The sequence below is a fragment of the Halomicrobium sp. HArcel3 genome (assembly GCF_058933135.1).
On sequence record NZ_JBZYDN010000005.1, the window covers coordinates 139,671 to 155,464 of the forward strand.

Below are 15,794 nucleotides of genomic sequence, written 5' to 3' on the forward strand. Positions count from 1 at the left end.
ATCGTTCAGTGACTGTTTCGATTCGTATTCTTACAGTTATTTTTACGGTTAAAATATTGCATTTCTTTAGATAAATTGAATGCAGTTGGCATCCACTACCGACATGGATATGAGCCAGACAGAATCCACGACCGCGGCGTTCCTCGAATCGCACCCCAAGCTCCTCGGCGCGCTGTTCATGGCGCTCGTCCTGCTGACCCAGGCCGGCGCGGCGGCAGGTGCCATCGCCGGGACGACGGCAGGCCCCTAGAGCACGGTCGACGAAGAGATCTCGTTACTCCAGTACAGCGTGTCGTCCACGACCACTGGAATCGTCTCCATCTCCAGAAACTCGTCCAGTTCGTCGGCAGTCATCACGAAACGGTCGAAGAGTCCCGAGTTGAGATACTGGACGTCCTGGTCGTCGAAGTAGACCGACGACAGTGAGCCGAGGTGGTAGTTTTTGGACGGGTAGCCGTACAGTCCGACCCGAACCTGGTCTGAGCCGTCTCGTTCGACGGTGGCCGAAAGCGACGTCCCCGACTCGCTCTGGACGATGGAGGCGTTCCCGTCACCGACGACCATGTACCGCTGGGCCAGGCGATGGCTCTCCTCCAGCAGGTCGAGCATCGACAGCAGGGAGAATCCCTGGTTCAGGAGGTGTGAGACCGTCCGCCCGATCTCCGTCGCGGTCCGGTTGAGCACCTCGGTCAGCGTGACGACGCCGCCGAGCGCGCCGGCGTCGACGAGCCCCTGGCCCTGGTCGTAGGACTGGCAGGCGTTCAGCAGGAAGGCACCGACGTTCACCTCGGTCAGCGAGCGGGCGTCGAGGTGGCCGTCGGCACAGCGGATCCCGTCGTCGTCGACGTGGCCGATGTAGTGGAGGAAGTCGTAGTTCTCCCGGAGCAGGTCGGTGAGTTCGTCGGTGGTGACCCCCTCGCGCGTGGTGATGTCGAACTCGATCCACTCGCGCATGCCGTAGACGTCGCCGACGGCGTTCTCCTCGCGCATCGCGGGGTCGTTACACACCACGAGGACGCGGATGCGCTCGTCGGTCGTGGGCTCGACCGCCAGCCGGCGGTAGAGCTGGTCGACGGATATCTTGCTCGCGCCGAGCGGGACGCCCGACCCGATGTAGGTCTGCTCGATGCTGTCGGCCGGCGGCGGTTCGAACACGAGTTCGTCGGTAGTCGACTCGTCGTCGTTCTGTTCGGGACCGCTGGAGCGGGTGTTCGACCCGCGGACGAAGCCCGGCCGGGCGGTGGCGCCTCCCGACCAGGCCACGTCGACCCCTGGCTGGCCGCGGAAGAACGAGCGCACCTCGGGCGTCGAGTCGTCGAGCGAGCGCGAGTGCAGGGTCGCCGCCGCCGGACAGCGGATCGCCGCGAGTTCGTTCGCGAGGAACGGGAGGGCGGAGACGTGCTCGGCGTCCGGGACGACGTCGGCGGTGAGCTTCCACGCCGGGACGGCCCCGGCGATGGCCTCGTAGGGGACCGCGAGGTACTCGCGGAGCTGGGCGGCCAGCGGCTCGTCGTACAGCGACGCGAAGTCCAGGTCGACCGCGTCCTCGACGAGACCACGCTCGTGGAGGTCGACGTCGTAGTACCCCTCCGTGCGCGTGACGCAGTCCAGCAGGAACGCCTGGCGAAGGACGCGAGTCACCGTCGCCTCGACGTCGCCGTCGGCATCCAGCGGGAAGGATGCCCCGTCGGCCCGTAGCACCGGTTCTCCGCCGATCTCGACGGTCGCGCCGAGGTAGTACGCTAGCGACGCGACGGGGAAGAGATGGCCCAGGTCCGGCGGCACCTCGATGGTGACGCCGGTGTCGGGCGCCTCGATGGCGTCGGGGACGTCGAGTTCCGGGCCGAGTTCGATCAGCGGCGGGTGCCCCCGGAGCGTCGGGAACGAGCGCTCGCAACTGAGCGTCTTCAGCGCCGACCCGAGGTGGGACAGCGCCGTCGCGACGTCCGCGGGGTCGGTCGTCGTCTGGATCGTGGCCGCGGGCTGCTCGTGGAACGAGCGCGCGCCGACGGTCACCGACGCGGCGTCGGGGAACGTCAGCCGGACCCGACCGTCGCGCGGTTCGACGTCGACGCCCCCTTCGACGCCGAGGTAGAGCTTCATCTTGGCCGAGGACAGTTCCACGTAGTACTCGCCGGGGGGGAGCGACACCGACTCGCCGCTGGTACACTGGGCGACGAGGTTCACGTCCGCGTCGCGGACCCAGACGTCGACGAGGTGGGGCGTCTCCAGTTCGGTCGTGGCGACGGTCACCGCGGTGTCGACGGGCAGCGCGAACGCGTCGGTGTCCGCGCGGGTCGGATGGACCGGGACGGGCGTGAGGAGCGTGAACTGGGCGCTCTCGATGGGGTCGGAGATCCGGATCCCGGTGGGGCCAGTGATCGGCTCGACGTCCGGTGTCGTGTCCCTCATGTGCGGTCGTCGGTGTCCATCATATGCGGTCCTCGACAGGCCACAGCGTCCCGTCCGGGACGCCGGCCGTCGTCGTTCGTGCCGTGTCAAGATCCTAGCCGGAGAAAAGCCTTCCTCACAGCGCGTTCGAATCCGTTGCCCGCTTGCTATTTCCCACGTCGGATCCGTCCCTGCGGCCATGCTGGCCCACCGCGTCTGCTTACCGCTCGGCCTGGATGGCCGCAGCGATGTCGTCCATCTCCTCGTCGCCGACGCCCGGCCGGTCGTCGAAGAGCGCGTGGATCGGCCGCTGGCCGTCGTCACCGGACCGCGGGACGATGTGCCCGTGGACGTGAGGCACCTCCTGGCCCGCCGCCTCGCCGTTGTTGAACGCCACCGTCGTCGCGGGCGCGTCGACCGCCGCCTCGACGGCCGGGACGACGTCGTGGAGCAGCCCCAGCACCTCGGCCGCGACGTCGTCGGGCACGTCGTTCAGCCGGTGGTAGTGTTCCCTCGGGATGACCAGTGTGTGCCCCGGCGTCAGCGGATTGGCGTCGAGGAAGGCGACGGCGTCGTCCGTCTCGGCCACGACGTTTGCGGGGATGTCACCGGCCACGATCTGACAGAAGATGCAGTCCGAGTCCATGTGCGGGGATGCGAGCGGCCCGGCTATGAAAGTTGGTGTGAGAGGCACTTCTCGGTCGGGTTGTCGGAGTGCGCGTTTCGGATGGAGATCGATCGGTTCGCTCACTAGGAGTCGGCGTCGATACAACAAACGCCTCGAAAGCCCTCGGCCCGCTCTCTGGAGTCGGCGTCGATACCGCAAACACCTCGAAAGCCCTCGGCCCGCTCTCTGGAGTCGGCGTCGATACCGCAAACACCTCGAAAGCCCTCGGCCCGCTCGACTCGTGCGAACCCGCTGTGCGCGCTCGTTCCTCGCGTGCTTGCGGGTTCGGACTTCGCCGACCGTGCCTCGCCCTTTCAGTCCTCCAGGGGCAGCGTTGCTCGCGCCACGGAGGCGCTCGCGATTGAGTCCGCCACTCCTCCCCGAATTCGCGGCGTCCGCCGCGAATCACGCTTCCTTCCGCAACCGCGCGGCGGTTGGCCGGGAGCGCGTTTCATCGCGCGACCAGGGGAAGGGCAGGGCTGCGGTGCCTGGAGGACTGAAAGGGCGAGGCGCGGTCGTCGGCTCCCCGACGACGTAAGTACCGCAGCGCTAGCGAGGAGCGCAACGAGTCGCGGAGTCACGAGCGTGCCGAGGGCTTTCCTCTGTTTGCTGTATTGATGCTGACTGCAGAGGGCGCGCCGAGGGCTTTCTGGCTGTTGGCATCGGTACTCGTCCTCTAAGTCCTGAAGATGAGACCGAAGACCACTCGATGACGACCAGCCCAAACTGCTCCTAGTCCAGCGATTCGACCGTCTTCTCGGCCCAGGTGACGGCGTACTCGGCGCCGTACTCGCGGTAGGCCTGGGTGTCCAGCGCTGCAAAGGGAGTCGGCAGTTCCACGTCGTGTTTCACTGCGGAACAGGCCAGTTCCGCCGCGGCGGCGAAGTCGGTCCGGCCCATCGCGACCTCTTCGCTCAGGTCCGAGAGCCGCGGTTCCAGGCGCTGGCCGGCGTCGACCCAGGCGGCGTGGAGGCGAGGGAGGTTACCCTCCCAGTCGGCGAAGACTTCGCGGGAGTGGCGGCCGACGTAGGCGTCGAACAGCGCGGCGGCGAGCTGGTAGGTGCCGGCGGGGTCGAGCCGCCCGTCGACGGCGTCGGCGAGGTCGGCGTAGCGGTCCTCGAAGAAGCCCAGGAAGTGCTCGGGGAGGTCCAGACCCACCTCGACGAACGCCTCGGCGAGCAGGAAGTCGACGAAGTCCTCGGGCGAGCCTTCGAGGCGGGGCTTGACAAGCACGACTGGCGGGTCGGTCTGGCGAGTCCAGGCGACGCCGCCGTCGCCGGGCATGCCGACGGAGAAGGCCGTCGAAGCCAGCCGGTGGAGCGGTTCGGGCGCGTCGGCGGGCACCCAGTGGTCGGGGTAGGAGAGCGGGTCGACCGAGTCGGTCAGGAGGAGGAGGTCCTCGGCGACCGCGGGGTCGAGCGTCTCGAAGTCGCGCTCGCAGTCGCGGACGACCGCGTCCGGGACGTGGCGCTCCCGGACCGTCGCCACCTCGCCGTCGAGGGGGCGTTCCGAGAACATCACGCCGAGACGAGGACGAAGCTGGCGACGACGAGGAGCGAGAGGAGTGCGGAGATACCGACCGTGCCGACGACGATCTTCGTTGCCTTGCTCATACGTTGAGTTTCGAAAGGGGCCGACATTAAAGCTTCAGTTCTCGGCAGCGACGACGAGCATCCCTGGTGGCGGCAACGACGAGCATCGACAGCGACGACGAGCATCGACCGCCGCCGGCCTGCCGTCGTCAGTCCACGTCAGTCCGCATCCTCCAGCAGCGTCCGCGTTCGCTCGTTCAGCCTCGTGATCGACTCGCTGGCGGCGTCGAGCAGTTCGTCCTGGGGGTCGGCGAGGCCCGACTTGCCGTCCGGGTCCGGCCGGCCGACGACGACCGTCCCGACCATGCCGTTGGCCCGGTGGGGCTCGCAGTAGTAGTCGTAGACGCCGGGCGTCTCGAAGGTGTGCTCGAAGGTCGGGTTCGACTCCGCGAGCACGTCGCTGTCGAAGGACGACGCGTCCTCGGGGATCCGCTGCGGGCGGTCGTTGTCGGGGTGGTAGGCCGTCACCGAGTGGTTCCCGCTCTCGAGGCCCCAGGTGACCGTGCCGCCCGTCTCCACCCAGACCAGCGGCGGGTCGAACTGGAGTTTCGTGCCGTCGTCGCCCGCCACCATCGAGACCGTGAGACTGTCCCTGGGTTCCGACTGCAGCGGGATGGTCTCGGTTTCCGCTGCGTCGGAGCCGTCGGTGGCCTCGCTGCCGTTCTCCGAATCGGAGCCGTCGCCGCCACCGCCGCTCCCGTCGTCACCGGCGCCAGTCTCGTCGGCGGCGCCGTCACTCCCACCGCCACCGCTTCCGGCGTCGGTCGCCTCCTCGGGCGACGAATCGTTCAGTATCCCGCTACAGCCGGCCAGCGACGCGGCGGAGGCCCCCGCGAGTGCGGCCATCCGGCGTCGCGTCAGCGTCGGATCGGACATCGTTCGAGATACCAGAGGAGTGCCCCCACCATTACTAGCGACGTACTACGTAGCGGCCTTAGAGAGGTGGTACGGGCCCATCCCCGCGGCCGTCAGTCGTCACCGGCGCCCGCACCGACGCCCGATGCGCGAGCCACGTCGCGCCACTTCCCGGACCAGAACCGGCCCGTGTTGACGGCGGCCTTCAGGTAGAAGTCGCCGACGATGGCGGCGTAGATGGCTGGTAATCCCCAGCCGAGGCCGGGCGCCAGTGTGACGCCGACGAGCGGAGCGGTCACGGTGAACCCCACCGGGAGCGCGAGGAAGGCCACGGGGAGGCGGTAGACGTAGGCCCCCAGAACGGTCCCGTACAGCGGCCAGCGCGTGTCGCCCGCGCCGCGCAGGCTCCCGCGCATCGTCCGCGAGACGCTGAAGCCGGCGACGCCCAGCGCGAACGCCCGGACGAACTGCACCGTCAGGTCGGGGTTCTCGGTGCCGAAGGCGGCGGCGATGGGGCGAGCGAACGCCACCACGACGACGGCGATGATCAGCTGGGTGACCAGCGCGATACGCAACGTCTGCCAGCCGTAGTCCGTCGCCGACCGGTCGTCGCCCGACCCGACGTGCTGACCGACGAGCGTGCTCGCCGCCGTCGAGTAGCCCCAGGCGGGCATCAGCGCGAGTTGCATCACGCGGTTGCCGATGGCGTAGGCCGCGACGACGGGCGTCCCGATGGTGCCCAGCACGAACAGGAAGGGGAAGCGGGCGAACGTCTGGAGCAGTCGCATCCCGGTCAGCGGCAACGCGACGCGGACGATCTCGGTGATGAGCCCGAGGTCGAACTGCCGCCCACCGAGGCGGAGAGTGACGACGTAGCGCCCGGAGACCAGCAGCGCGAAAAAGACCACACCGGCGATGGCGTTGGCGACGACGGTGCCGATGGCCGCGCCGGCGATGCCGAGTTCCGGAGCGGGGCCGAGCCCGAAGATGAGCACGGCGTTGAGGGCGATGTTCGTCGGGAGGGTGAGCAGGCGGACGTACATCGGCGTGCGCGTGTCCGCGCTGCCGGCCAGCGCTCGCGCGGCGATCATGCTCCAGAAGCGCGGCACGAGCGCGATCATCACGATAGAGAGGTAGGTCGCGCCGTTCCGGATGGCGTCCGGGTCGTCCGTGAGCACGTCGACCAGCGCCGGCGCGTGGAACCACGAGACCAGCGTGAGCGGAATGGAGATGGCGAGGCCGAGCCACAGCGACTGCTTGACCGCCAGGTCGGCTCGCGCCGGGTCGCCCGCCCCCTGGAGCCGGGAGACGACGCTGATCGTCCCCGACGTGATCGCCAAGGAGAGCCCGAAGCCGACGAAGTAGTACTGGAAGCCCAGTTCGAGCCCCGCGATAGCGGCGTCGCCGAGCGCCAGCCCGACCATCGCGAAGTCGGCGATGCGCAGCAGGATGCGGAGGGCGCCGGTGACCATCACCGGCGCAGCGAGATCCAGCGCCTCGGTGGCCTTCTCGCGCTCTACGAGGCCGAGGCGCGCGAGGAACGCGGGAAATCCTTCGATGAGCCGACGCGGGACGTCGCGGACCATCTACTCGGAGTGTGCGCGGGAGGGTCCTGTCGTTTTCGGACGAACGGGCGAACCCGGTGGAATCCGCGGCAGGACGGCATACGTCTTTTGTCGCTCGACGGGATTCGGTGTGATCTAGCGGGTCGTTAAGTAAGTCCCCGTCCCCCGAGGTGGCGGATCGAAGTCATGTCCACACGAAGAACATTCATCGGAACGATCGGTGCGGCGATCGGCGCGACCGGTTTCGCCACGGCGGTGTCAGGACAGACGAGCAACGGCACGAGCCAACGGAACGGTGCGACTTCGGCGGCTGACCCCACCGACTGGCCCCGGTTCAAGTTCGACAGCGGCAACACCGGCTACAATCCGGCGGGGACGGCACCCCAGACGACACCGGAAACGCTGTGGACCGCCGAAAACGGGATATACGGGGATCAAACCCAGGACCCCTGCGTCGCCGGCGGGCTGGTGTACGACGCCCGCCAGAGCACCAACGACCAGACCCCCGGAGTCTGGGCGTTCGACGCCGAGTCGGGTGAGGAAGTCTGGAGCGCCGAACTCACCCAGACCCCCCGAACGATCGTCGCGGCGGACGGATCGCTCCACGTCGCAACGAGCATGCGCCTCATAAAGCTCGACGCCGAGACGGGCGAGCGACTCGAACAGCGACTGACGGCCGACGAGATCGATGCCACGCCGCCCGTCGTCGCCCCGCCGGCAGTCGCCGACGGAACGCTCTACGTCCTCAACAACGATCGGAACACGATCACCGCAGTCGACGTCGAGAGCTACGACCAGCTGTGGCAGACCGACCGGAACGTGGACGAGACACCACCGGCCGTCGCCGGCGGGTCCGTGTTCTTCGAATCCGACCACCGCGTCGCGGAACTCGATGCCGCGAACGGCGGCGAGCAGCGCGTCTTCGAATTCGATCTCGTCAGGGCCCCGGTCGTGTCCGACGGGGTGCTCTACGCGGCCACCGAAGGGGCGCTCGACGCGTACGACCTCGACACGGGCGACCGCATCTGGCGCTACGTGTCTGACGAGGTACGCCGCTACTATCCGACCTCACCGGTCGTCGACGACGACCGCGTCTACGTGTCAGACGGCCAGCCCAACACGCCGCTCGTCGCACTCGACGCCGCCACCGGGTCCGTCGAGTGGCGCTTCACGGACGATGCGGCCTGCGGAAGGCGGGACTGGGAGCCCGGTGTCGCTCGCGTCGGTGACCTCCTCGTCACGGCGAACAGCAAGGGCACGTTCTACGGTATCGACCCGTCGTCCGGCGAGATGCGCTGGCGGTACCATACCGACGCTGTCGACCCGTGGTCGAGCCGCACCCTCGTCGATTTCGCCGTCGCGGACGGCCATATCTACGCCCAGTTCCACGGCGAGAACGGCACGTACGACGAGATCCACGCCATCGGGGTGGCGGGGGGAAGCGAGTAAACGAGCTACTCGATCCGGTGCAGCGGCGAACGGAACTCCCTGTCGCGGGTCTTCTCTCGCAGGAAGAAGCCATCCGGACGACAGCGCCCCGTGAGTACGCACGGATCCAGGCGGCCGGGAAACGAAACGGCGGGAGACTGGGTAGGCGTCCCACTCGGACGGAATCGACGGCCTCGTTCGACGGCTCCGTGAGCCGGCCGGGGACACCGGGTCGCCGTCGCACTCGCTCCGCTCGACGCCCGCGAAGCAGTCGAGCGACCCGCCGGCGAGTCGTCGAAGAAAGGACCGGAGCGGTCAGTCGTCGGCAGCCGCCGCGTCGGCCTCGTCGACGGTCGCGTCACTCGCACCGTCCGCCGTGGCCCCGTCGGCACGCGGGAAGTTCCCGATGGTTGCCTCGCGGAAGCTCTCCTCGTCGAACTCGATCTCGCCGCCGAAGAAGTCGACGAGCGTGTGCGTGTCCTTCATCGCGTTCTTCAGGCAGGTCGAGGCGCCCGGCGAGGGCGTGATGTTGAAGATGACGCCGTCGCCGACGATCTTGGCCTCGCCCATGTCCAGGGACTTCTGGGAGGTGTCGACGATCTGCGGGCGGACGCCGCCGTAGCCCTCGGCGCGCTCGATGTCATCTAACTCGACGTTCGGGACGACCTTCTGGACGTGGGGGAGGAAGGCGCGCCCGCCGGCCTCCGGGACGTCGTAGACGAGGTTCCGGAGGACGTACGGCAGGAGAATCCGGTCGGCGAGGATGTTCCCGTAGCTGAGGAACGAGTCGGCACTGAGGCCGAACACGTCGAGGAAGTCCTGAACGGTCTCGTACTCGCCGCGTTCGAGCGTCGGGACGACCTTCGCCGTCGGACCGAACCGGGTGATCGAGCCGTCGTGGACGTCGGCGTCGCCGTGGACCGCGGCGAAGGGGAGCTTCTTCATCTGCAGGGTGTAGACCTTCCCGTTCAGCAGGTCGTCGGCCAGGAAGAAGCTGCCAGCGACGGGGAGCAGGGACAGGTCCTCGCCGTAGCCCATCTCCTGGGCGATCTGGAGGCTGTGGGAGCCGGCGGCGACGACCGTGGCCTCGGCCTCGATGAGGGCCTCCTCGGTGTCGATGGTGAACCCGTCGGCGGTCTCCCGGATGTCGCGGACCTCGGTCCCAGTGCGTACGTCGACGCCGGCCTCCGCGCGGGCGGCCTCGACGAGGGAGTTCGAGACCATGCCGTAGTCGACGACGTAGCCGTCGGGCGTCTGCAGCGCCAGCATCGGGACGTCGGGGTCCCGACCTTCGACGACGGCGGGTTCGATCTCGGCGATCTCCTCGCGCCCGATCGGTTCGAGCTTCGGGAACAGGTCGCCGAAGCCCTCCTCGTGGTAGCGCTCCTCGAGTTCGGCGACTTCGTCCTCGCCGACGGCCAGTACCATCTTCGAGCGCTTGCTGTGCATCTCACGGTCCGCGTCGACGCTCTCGAGGTAGCCGGCAAGCAGCTCGGCGCCCTCCTTGACGTCTTCGGCCTTCTCCAGGGTGTAGTTCGTCTCGATGTCCCCGAAGTGCAGCGTCTGTGAGTTGTTCGTGTGGTGGGAGTTGATCGCCGCGATCTCATCCTCCTTCTCGAGTAGCGCGACGCGCTCGACGTCCGTGAACTTCGCGACGGTGTAGAGCAGCGACGCGCCACTGATGCCTCCGCCGACGATGACGAGGTCGTAAGTGTCAACCATGGATCCTGAATTGTCCGGCGATATCGCAGTCGCTCGATGGTATCACAGTGCGTCTCATACTTAATCCACACTATCTGACATTCTGTTAGAAGGCGTGAAAATGCGAGAGTGTGTCACCCAAAGTCGGCAGTGCCGGCGTGCGATCGACGGCGTGGACGGGTGCGGGACGTGGACGAGTTCGTGGCGTGGACGAGTTCGTGGCGACCGGGCGGACTCTGGCGGCCGCCTCAGGGGACGATCTGTTCGCCGTCGTCGTCGTAGACGGTGATGGCCTCCACCGGACAGGCCCGCGCCGCGAACTTGGCGTCGAGTTCCGACCCCTCGGGCACCTCGCGGACGAACAGGCCGTCCTCTGTCTCCTCGCTATCCGTGAGGACTGCTTTGCCGGCGTCCTCGTCCCGCTCGAAGGCGTCCCACTCGGCGACGCACTGGAACATCCCGATGCAGGTGTCGCGGTCGTACTCGATTCGCATTAGTGGGGGATTGGTCCGGACGACCCTTAGCGTTCGGGATGTGCGCCGATAGACTCACTGCGTTCATCTCCCGAGCCCGGCCTCACACAGTTCGGCCGGATGCCGACCCGGCAGTGCTACCCGCCGTTCTCGAGACGGTCGAACGTGGCGGCGACGGAGCGGGCGAGGATGCCCACCAGGTCGCGCTCGGCGTCGTCGAACGTCCGCGGAGTGGTCGAACCGATGGCGAGCAGGCCGTGCTCACCGAGCGGATACATGAAGAGAGTCTCGAAGGCGTCGGTGACGGCGTCCTCGCGGTCGCCGTACTCCTCGACGACGCGGGGGTCGCCCGCCTCGAAGACGGTCATCTCGACGGCCCAGTCGGGGAGCGGCGAGACGCCGGCTTCGAGGCCCGCTTTCTCGGCGATGCGAGTGGCGTTCTCGGTGGCGGCGAGCGGGGCGAGGCTGTCGCCGCCGGAGTCGTACTCCCAGACGACGGCGACGGACTCGTCGAAGACGTTCTCGACGACGTCGAGCGCGACGTCGGCGACGGTCCCGCGGTCCTCGGCGACGAGCAGACGTCTGGTCGCGTCGTGGAGCGCTTCCAGGCGCTGTTCCCGGCAGTAGCGGTCGGTGACGTCACGGAGGACGACCTGCGAGGCGCGGACGCCCTCGAAGACGACCGGAGCGGCCTGGCTCTCTACCCTGCGAATCTCGCCGTCGAACCGGCGGAGGCGCCAGGAGAGCCAGCCGGCGGGCTCCCGGTCCCGGAGCACGCGGTCGACCCGGTCGGCCAGGCGCTCGCGGTCGTCGGGGTGGACCAGCGTGACCGGGTCGCAGCCGTACACCTCGGCGGCGTCGGCGGCGCCGGCGAGTTCGACGAGTCGCTCGTTCGCGTACCGGATCGCCTCGCCGTCGTGGACGAGGATGGCGTTCGGGGAGCTCTCGACGAGCGTCTGGTAGCGGGACTTCGTCTCGGCGGCGGCCTCGACCGAGCGCCGGTGGGCGACGGCGTTGCGGATCCGGTTGGCGAGGACGGCGTACTGGTCGGTCCCGGTCCCTTTCTGGAGGTAGTCGGTGACGCCGGCCGAGATGGCCTCGCTGGCGATCTCCTCGCTGCCGCGGCCAGTGAAGAGGACGAACGGCAGCGTCGCGTCGAACTCGCGGACCTCACGGAGCAGGTCCAGGCCGTCTCGCTCGGGCATCTCGTAGTCGCTGACGATGCAGTCGACGTCGCCGTCGAGGACGTCCAGCGCCTCGGCGGCGCCGTGGGCGACCTGCGTCTCGAACGCGCCGTCCCGACGTTCGAGATGCATGCTAGTGACGGCCCCGAGGTCGGGGTCGTCGTCGACGAGGAGAACCCTGATCGGCTCCTCGACAGTAGCCATGACATCGGGGTAGGACCGTGGCGGGTTAATTTCTTGTGGCCGACTAGCACACACCGGGAAGGGGCGACAGTTTAAACGGCGGGAGGGGCAAAGGTCGCCCTAATGGACGTCGCGGATCTGCCGAGCGTGCCCGACTGGTTACCCGACCACCTCCGCAACGAGGGGATCGAGTCGCTGTACCCGCCCCAGGCCGAGGCGGTCGAAGCCGGCGTCACGCGGGGACAGAACCTCGTCGCGAGCATCCCCACCGCCAGCGGGAAGACGCTCATCGCGCAGTTAGCGATGCTATCCGCTATCGCCGGGACCGCTTCGGGCGACGAAGCAGCGGACGACGAGCGGGCGGCCGGCGGGACCGCCCTCTACATCGTCCCCCTACGCGCGCTCGCGAGCGAGAAGAAAGCCGAGTTCGAGGAGTTCGAGCAGTACGGCCTCGACGTCGGCGTCTCGACCGGCAACTACGAGTCCGAGGGCGGGTGGCTCGCCAGCAAGGACGTCGTCGTCGCGACCAGCGAGAAGGTGGACTCCCTGGTCCGCAACGACGCGCCGTGGCTCGAAGACCTCTCCTGCGTCGTCACCGACGAGGTCCACCTCGTCGACGACGGCGAGCGCGGCCCGACACTCGAAGTCACGCTCGCGAAACTCCGCCGCATCAACCCGGACATGCAGACCGTCGCGCTGTCGGCGACCATCGGCAACGCCGCCGAACTCGCCGAGTGGCTCGACGCCCACCTCGTCGATTCGGACTGGCGCCCCATCGAACTCCAGAAGGGCGTCCACTACGGCCAGGCGCTCCACCTGGAGGACGGCAGCCAGAGCGAACTCCCTGTGCGGGGCAACGAGAAGCCCACCGCCGCCATCGTCCGCGACACGCTCGAGGACGAGGGGTCGACGCTCGTCTTCGTCAACTCCCGCCGGAACGCCGAGGCGGCGGCCCGCCGGCTGGCCAACACCGTCGAGCCGTACCTCTCCGGCGAAGAACGCGAGAAGCTCCAGGGCGTCGCCAGCGAGATACGGGACGTCAGCGACACCGAGACGAGCGACGACCTGGCCGACGCCGTCGCGGGCGGCGCGGCCTTCCACCATGCAGGATTGTCGCCGGGCCACAGAGAACTCGTCGAGGACGCCTTCCGCGACCGGCTGCTGAAGGTCGTCAGCGCCACCCCGACGCTCGCCGCGGGGGTCAACACGCCCAGTCGCCGCGTCGTCGTCCGCGACTGGCGCCGCTACGACGGCACCGCCGGCGGCATGCAGCCACTCTCCGTGCTGGAGGTCCACCAGATGATGGGTCGGGCCGGTCGTCCGGGTTTGGACCCCTACGGCGAGGCCGTGTTGCTGGCAAACAGCCACGACGAACTCGACGAACTGTTCGAGCGCTACGTCTGGGCCGACCCCGAACCGGTCCGCTCGAAACTCGCCGCCGAGCCAGCGCTCCGGACCCACCTGCTGGCCACCGTCGCCAGCGGCTTCGCCCGCTCGCGCGAGGGGTTGCTCGACTTCCTCGACCGAACGCTGTACGCCACCCAGACCACCGAGAGCGGCCGGCTCGAAGCGGTGGTCGACGACGTACTCGCCTACCTCCAGGTCAACGACTTCCTCGAACGGGAGGGGGACGAACTCTCTGCCACCTCGCTGGGTCACACCGTCTCGCGGCTCTACCTCGACCCGATGAGCGCCGCCGAGATCATCGACGGCCTGCGGGAGTGGGAGCGGACCGCCGGGCAGCAGGAGACCCAGTCGCCCCACGACAGACGGGCGGCTGCCGATGCGGGGGATGCCGACGCGGACGGCGAGCCGCCGGGCTTCACGACCGCCAGCGACCTGGTATCGGACGACGATAGGGGAGCCGGCGACGAGGACGGCGACGACGACGAGATCCCGGACCCGACGGCGATGGGCCTGTACCACCTCGTCTCGCGCACGCCGGACATGTACCAGCTCTACCTCCGCTCGGGCGACCAGGAGGAGTACTCGATGGTCGCCTACGAGCGCGAGGACGAGTTCCTCGGCGCGATGCCCTCCGAGTACGAGGACAACCGCTTCGACGACTGGCTCTCCGCGCTGAAGACGGCGCGCCTCCTCGAAGACTGGGCCGACGAAATCGACGAGAACCAGATAACCGAACGCTACGGCGTCGGCCCGGGCGACATCCGCGGGAAGGTCGAGACGGCCCAGTGGCTGCTCGGCGCCGCCGAGTCGCTGGCAAGCGAACTCGACCTCGCCGCGACGCCGGGCGTCCGGAAGGCCCGAACGCGCGTCGAACACGGCGTCCGCGAGGAACTGGTCGACCTGGCCGGGATTCGCGGCGTCGGCCGCAAGCGCGCCCGCCGGCTGTTCGACGCCGGCATCGAGACCCGCGCCGACCTCCGGGACGCCGACAAGTCCGTCGTCCTGGCGGCACTGCGGGGACGGGAGAAGACCGCCGAGAACGTCCTGGAGAACGCCGGCCACCGCGACCCGTCGATGGAGGGTGTGGAACCGAGCGACGACGTCTCCTACGAGCGGCGAGAGCGAAGCACAGCCAGCGGCGACGGCGGAGGTATCCCGTCGGAGAGTGCCGAAGACGACGAAGACCAGTCCAGCCTGGGTGACTTCTGATGGAACTCGTCGAGGGGACGGCGACCGTGGACGACGTGAACGGATTCGTCGAGCGTCTCGGCGCCGTCGGAGACGAGTACGGCGTCGCCGTCCAGGCGTTCGACGCCCGCTACGTCGTCGACCGCGAGCACCTCGAACGCGCCGTCGAACTGGCCGACCGCGCGTTCACCCGCGACGACGCCATCGCCCGCGACCGGAGCGTCGAGATCCTGCTCTACGCCGCGGGCCGCCGCCAGATCAACCGCGCGCTGGAGATGGGCGTCGACGAGGGCGAGACGCCCGTCGTCGTGGTCGTGCACGATGCCAGTGGCGATGGCGACGAATCGGGAGCCGTGGCCGTCGTCGCCGACCTGCTGGAACCGGCCAGCACTCTCGGAGAGTACGACGACGAGCGTGTCCGCGAGTTCTTCGACGTCGGGGACCGGGAACTGGCGGCGACGGACGGCACCCTGGCCGACCTGGTCCGCGAGCGCGTCGCGCTGTTGACCGTGGAGAAGTAGTCGGGAGGAGCCGCTTCAGTTTTCGTCACAGAGGACCCGCCCGTATTCGTCGATTTCGCCGGCGACCACGCGCGTCGACGAGATGCGCTCGCCGTCGTCGGCCAGGACGTACGGGACGAGAATTCCCTCGATTGGTTCGAGGTCGCGTGCCCGGCGGTTCTCGTTGATGTCCGCCAGCTCCTCGGCCGTCTCGGGCGAGGTGACCAGTGCGTCGATAGAGGGGTCGGTCGATGCGATACCGTGCTCGTCGTCGAGGGTTCGAATCTCGACTTCGCGATTCCACTCGTTCAGGGCGTCGAACTCTTCCCGGACCGCCGCTGTGCGATCTTCGAGCGACGGGACCTCCCGCGTGCGAGACGACGTGGCCATCTCCTGGCTCGTCACCGCGACCAGCACGCCCTCGTCGCCGTACTGCAGGGCGTGCTCGAACAGGTTCCGGTGCCCGTCGTGGATGGGACCGAACGTCCCCGCGACTGCGACTTTCATTCTCGTGACGACGGTTCGCTCGGAGAGGGGATAAGAATCGGGTCGGACGTGGATGATCTGAGTACGAAACTGCCGGAGCAACCTCTGCAAACAACAAGAAAGCCCCCGGGCGTTCACGGGCTGCGAACCCGCCTGCGCTCCTCGCTGACGCTG

The 15,794-nt window shown here is 68.3% G+C and carries 14 protein-coding genes; 4 read left to right on the plus strand and 10 right to left on the minus strand.

Annotated features, from left to right (window positions below; all coding sequences use genetic code 11):
- The first annotated feature begins 79 nt into the window (after positions 1-79).
- Positions 80-250, plus strand: a complete 171-nt coding sequence (locus AC5FRV_RS14190; protein WP_493561740.1) for a DUF7503 family protein — start codon at positions 80-82, stop codon at positions 248-250.
- On the opposite strand, the gene AC5FRV_RS14195 is transcribed toward AC5FRV_RS14190, so the two are convergent.
- From AC5FRV_RS14195 to AC5FRV_RS14220, 6 genes are all read right to left on the minus strand, one after another.
- A complete protein-coding gene (locus AC5FRV_RS14195; protein WP_493561741.1) occupies positions 247-2,412 on the minus strand; it encodes a hypothetical protein in 2,166 nt (721 codons plus the stop codon). The genes AC5FRV_RS14190 and AC5FRV_RS14195 overlap by 4 nt on opposite strands.
- Positions 2,413-2,611: 199 nt before the next feature.
- Positions 2,612-3,037, minus strand: coding sequence for an HIT family protein (locus tag AC5FRV_RS14200; RefSeq protein WP_493561742.1), 426 nt, complete (start codon positions 3,035-3,037; stop codon positions 2,612-2,614).
- A gap of 753 nt (positions 3,038-3,790) precedes the next feature.
- Positions 3,791-4,576 (minus strand): DUF7089 family protein, encoded by a 786-nt coding sequence (locus AC5FRV_RS14205; RefSeq protein WP_493561743.1) that lies wholly within the window; start codon positions 4,574-4,576, stop codon positions 3,791-3,793.
- Positions 4,576-4,671, minus strand: coding sequence for a hypothetical protein (locus tag AC5FRV_RS14210; RefSeq protein ID WP_493561744.1), 96 nt, complete (start codon positions 4,669-4,671; stop codon positions 4,576-4,578). Before AC5FRV_RS14210 ends, AC5FRV_RS14205 begins: the two co-directional genes overlap by 1 nt.
- 138 nt (positions 4,672-4,809) lie before the next feature.
- Positions 4,810-5,526 (minus strand): plastocyanin/azurin family copper-binding protein, encoded by a 717-nt coding sequence (locus AC5FRV_RS14215; protein ID WP_493561745.1) that lies wholly within the window; start codon positions 5,524-5,526, stop codon positions 4,810-4,812.
- Between the two features lie 92 nt (positions 5,527-5,618).
- Entirely contained in the window at positions 5,619-7,091 is a 1,473-nt protein-coding gene (locus AC5FRV_RS14220; protein ID WP_493561746.1) for an MATE family efflux transporter, read from the minus strand.
- 165 nt (positions 7,092-7,256) lie between these two features.
- Between AC5FRV_RS14220 and AC5FRV_RS14225 the strand changes: the two genes are divergently transcribed.
- Positions 7,257-8,519 (plus strand): outer membrane protein assembly factor BamB family protein, encoded by a 1,263-nt coding sequence (locus tag AC5FRV_RS14225; protein ID WP_493561747.1) that lies wholly within the window; start codon positions 7,257-7,259, stop codon positions 8,517-8,519.
- A 294-nt stretch (positions 8,520-8,813) separates the two neighbouring features.
- Here AC5FRV_RS14225 and AC5FRV_RS14230 read toward each other — a convergent pair whose 3' ends face one another.
- The 3 genes from AC5FRV_RS14230 to AC5FRV_RS14240 all read right to left on the minus strand — a co-directional run bounded on the left by AC5FRV_RS14230 (position 8,814) and on the right by AC5FRV_RS14240 (position 12,060).
- Positions 8,814-10,220, minus strand: a complete 1,407-nt coding sequence (locus AC5FRV_RS14230) for an FAD-dependent oxidoreductase (protein ID WP_493561748.1) — start codon at positions 10,218-10,220, stop codon at positions 8,814-8,816.
- Between the two features lie 227 nt (positions 10,221-10,447).
- On the minus strand, positions 10,448-10,693 hold the full coding sequence (locus AC5FRV_RS14235; RefSeq protein WP_493561749.1) for a ferredoxin: 246 nt from the start codon (positions 10,691-10,693) through the stop codon (positions 10,448-10,450).
- A gap of 116 nt (positions 10,694-10,809) precedes the next feature.
- Entirely contained in the window at positions 10,810-12,060 is a 1,251-nt protein-coding gene (locus tag AC5FRV_RS14240; protein ID WP_493561750.1) for a response regulator, read from the minus strand.
- A 102-nt stretch (positions 12,061-12,162) separates the two neighbouring features.
- On the opposite strand from AC5FRV_RS14240, the gene AC5FRV_RS14245 reads away from it, so the two are divergent.
- Together AC5FRV_RS14245 and cgi121 are read left to right on the plus strand one after the other, a co-directional pair.
- Positions 12,163-14,655 carry an ATP-dependent DNA helicase gene (locus tag AC5FRV_RS14245; protein WP_493561751.1) on the plus strand — a complete coding sequence of 831 codons (2,493 nt, stop codon included), beginning with the start codon at positions 12,163-12,165 and terminating at the stop codon, positions 14,653-14,655.
- A complete protein-coding gene (gene cgi121, locus AC5FRV_RS14250) occupies positions 14,655-15,155 on the plus strand; it encodes a KEOPS complex subunit Cgi121 (protein ID WP_493561752.1) in 501 nt (166 codons plus the stop codon). Before AC5FRV_RS14245 ends, cgi121 begins: the two co-directional genes overlap by 1 nt.
- A gap of 15 nt (positions 15,156-15,170) precedes the next feature.
- On the opposite strand, the gene AC5FRV_RS14255 is transcribed toward cgi121, so the two are convergent.
- The gene (locus tag AC5FRV_RS14255; RefSeq protein ID WP_493561753.1) at positions 15,171-15,641 is read right to left on the minus strand and encodes a phosphopantetheine adenylyltransferase; all 471 of its coding nucleotides are present in this window, start codon (positions 15,639-15,641) and stop codon (positions 15,171-15,173) included.
- Positions 15,642-15,794: the final 153 nt, after the last annotated feature.

What these genes read in the sequence shown, in the direction of transcription:
- AC5FRV_RS14255 (WP_493561753.1), bottom strand. Translation starts at nt 15,641, where the DNA reads ATGAAAGTCGCAGTCGCGGGGACGTTCGGTCCCATCCACGACGGGCAC.
- AC5FRV_RS14210 (WP_493561744.1), bottom strand. Translation starts at nt 4,671, where the DNA reads ATGAGCAAGGCAACGAAGATCGTCGTCGGCACGGTCGGTATCTCCGCA.
- AC5FRV_RS14190 (WP_493561740.1), top strand. Translation starts at nt 80, where the DNA reads ATGCAGTTGGCATCCACTACCGACATGGATATGAGCCAGACAGAATCC.
- AC5FRV_RS14225 (WP_493561747.1), top strand. Translation starts at nt 7,257, where the DNA reads ATGTCCACACGAAGAACATTCATCGGAACGATCGGTGCGGCGATCGGC.
- AC5FRV_RS14245 (WP_493561751.1), top strand. Translation starts at nt 12,163, where the DNA reads ATGGACGTCGCGGATCTGCCGAGCGTGCCCGACTGGTTACCCGACCAC.
- AC5FRV_RS14215 (WP_493561745.1), bottom strand. Translation starts at nt 5,526, where the DNA reads ATGTCCGATCCGACGCTGACGCGACGCCGGATGGCCGCACTCGCGGGG.
- AC5FRV_RS14235 (WP_493561749.1), bottom strand. Translation starts at nt 10,693, where the DNA reads ATGCGAATCGAGTACGACCGCGACACCTGCATCGGGATGTTCCAGTGC.
- AC5FRV_RS14220 (WP_493561746.1), bottom strand. Translation starts at nt 7,091, where the DNA reads ATGGTCCGCGACGTCCCGCGTCGGCTCATCGAAGGATTTCCCGCGTTC.
- AC5FRV_RS14205 (WP_493561743.1), bottom strand. Translation starts at nt 4,576, where the DNA reads ATGTTCTCGGAACGCCCCCTCGACGGCGAGGTGGCGACGGTCCGGGAG.
- AC5FRV_RS14230 (WP_493561748.1), bottom strand. Translation starts at nt 10,220, where the DNA reads ATGGTTGACACTTACGACCTCGTCATCGTCGGCGGAGGCATCAGTGGC.
- AC5FRV_RS14240 (WP_493561750.1), bottom strand. Translation starts at nt 12,060, where the DNA reads ATGGCTACTGTCGAGGAGCCGATCAGGGTTCTCCTCGTCGACGACGAC.
- AC5FRV_RS14195 (WP_493561741.1), bottom strand. Translation starts at nt 2,412, where the DNA reads ATGAGGGACACGACACCGGACGTCGAGCCGATCACTGGCCCCACCGGG.
- AC5FRV_RS14200 (WP_493561742.1), bottom strand. Translation starts at nt 3,037, where the DNA reads ATGGACTCGGACTGCATCTTCTGTCAGATCGTGGCCGGTGACATCCCC.
- cgi121 (WP_493561752.1), top strand. Translation starts at nt 14,655, where the DNA reads ATGGAACTCGTCGAGGGGACGGCGACCGTGGACGACGTGAACGGATTC.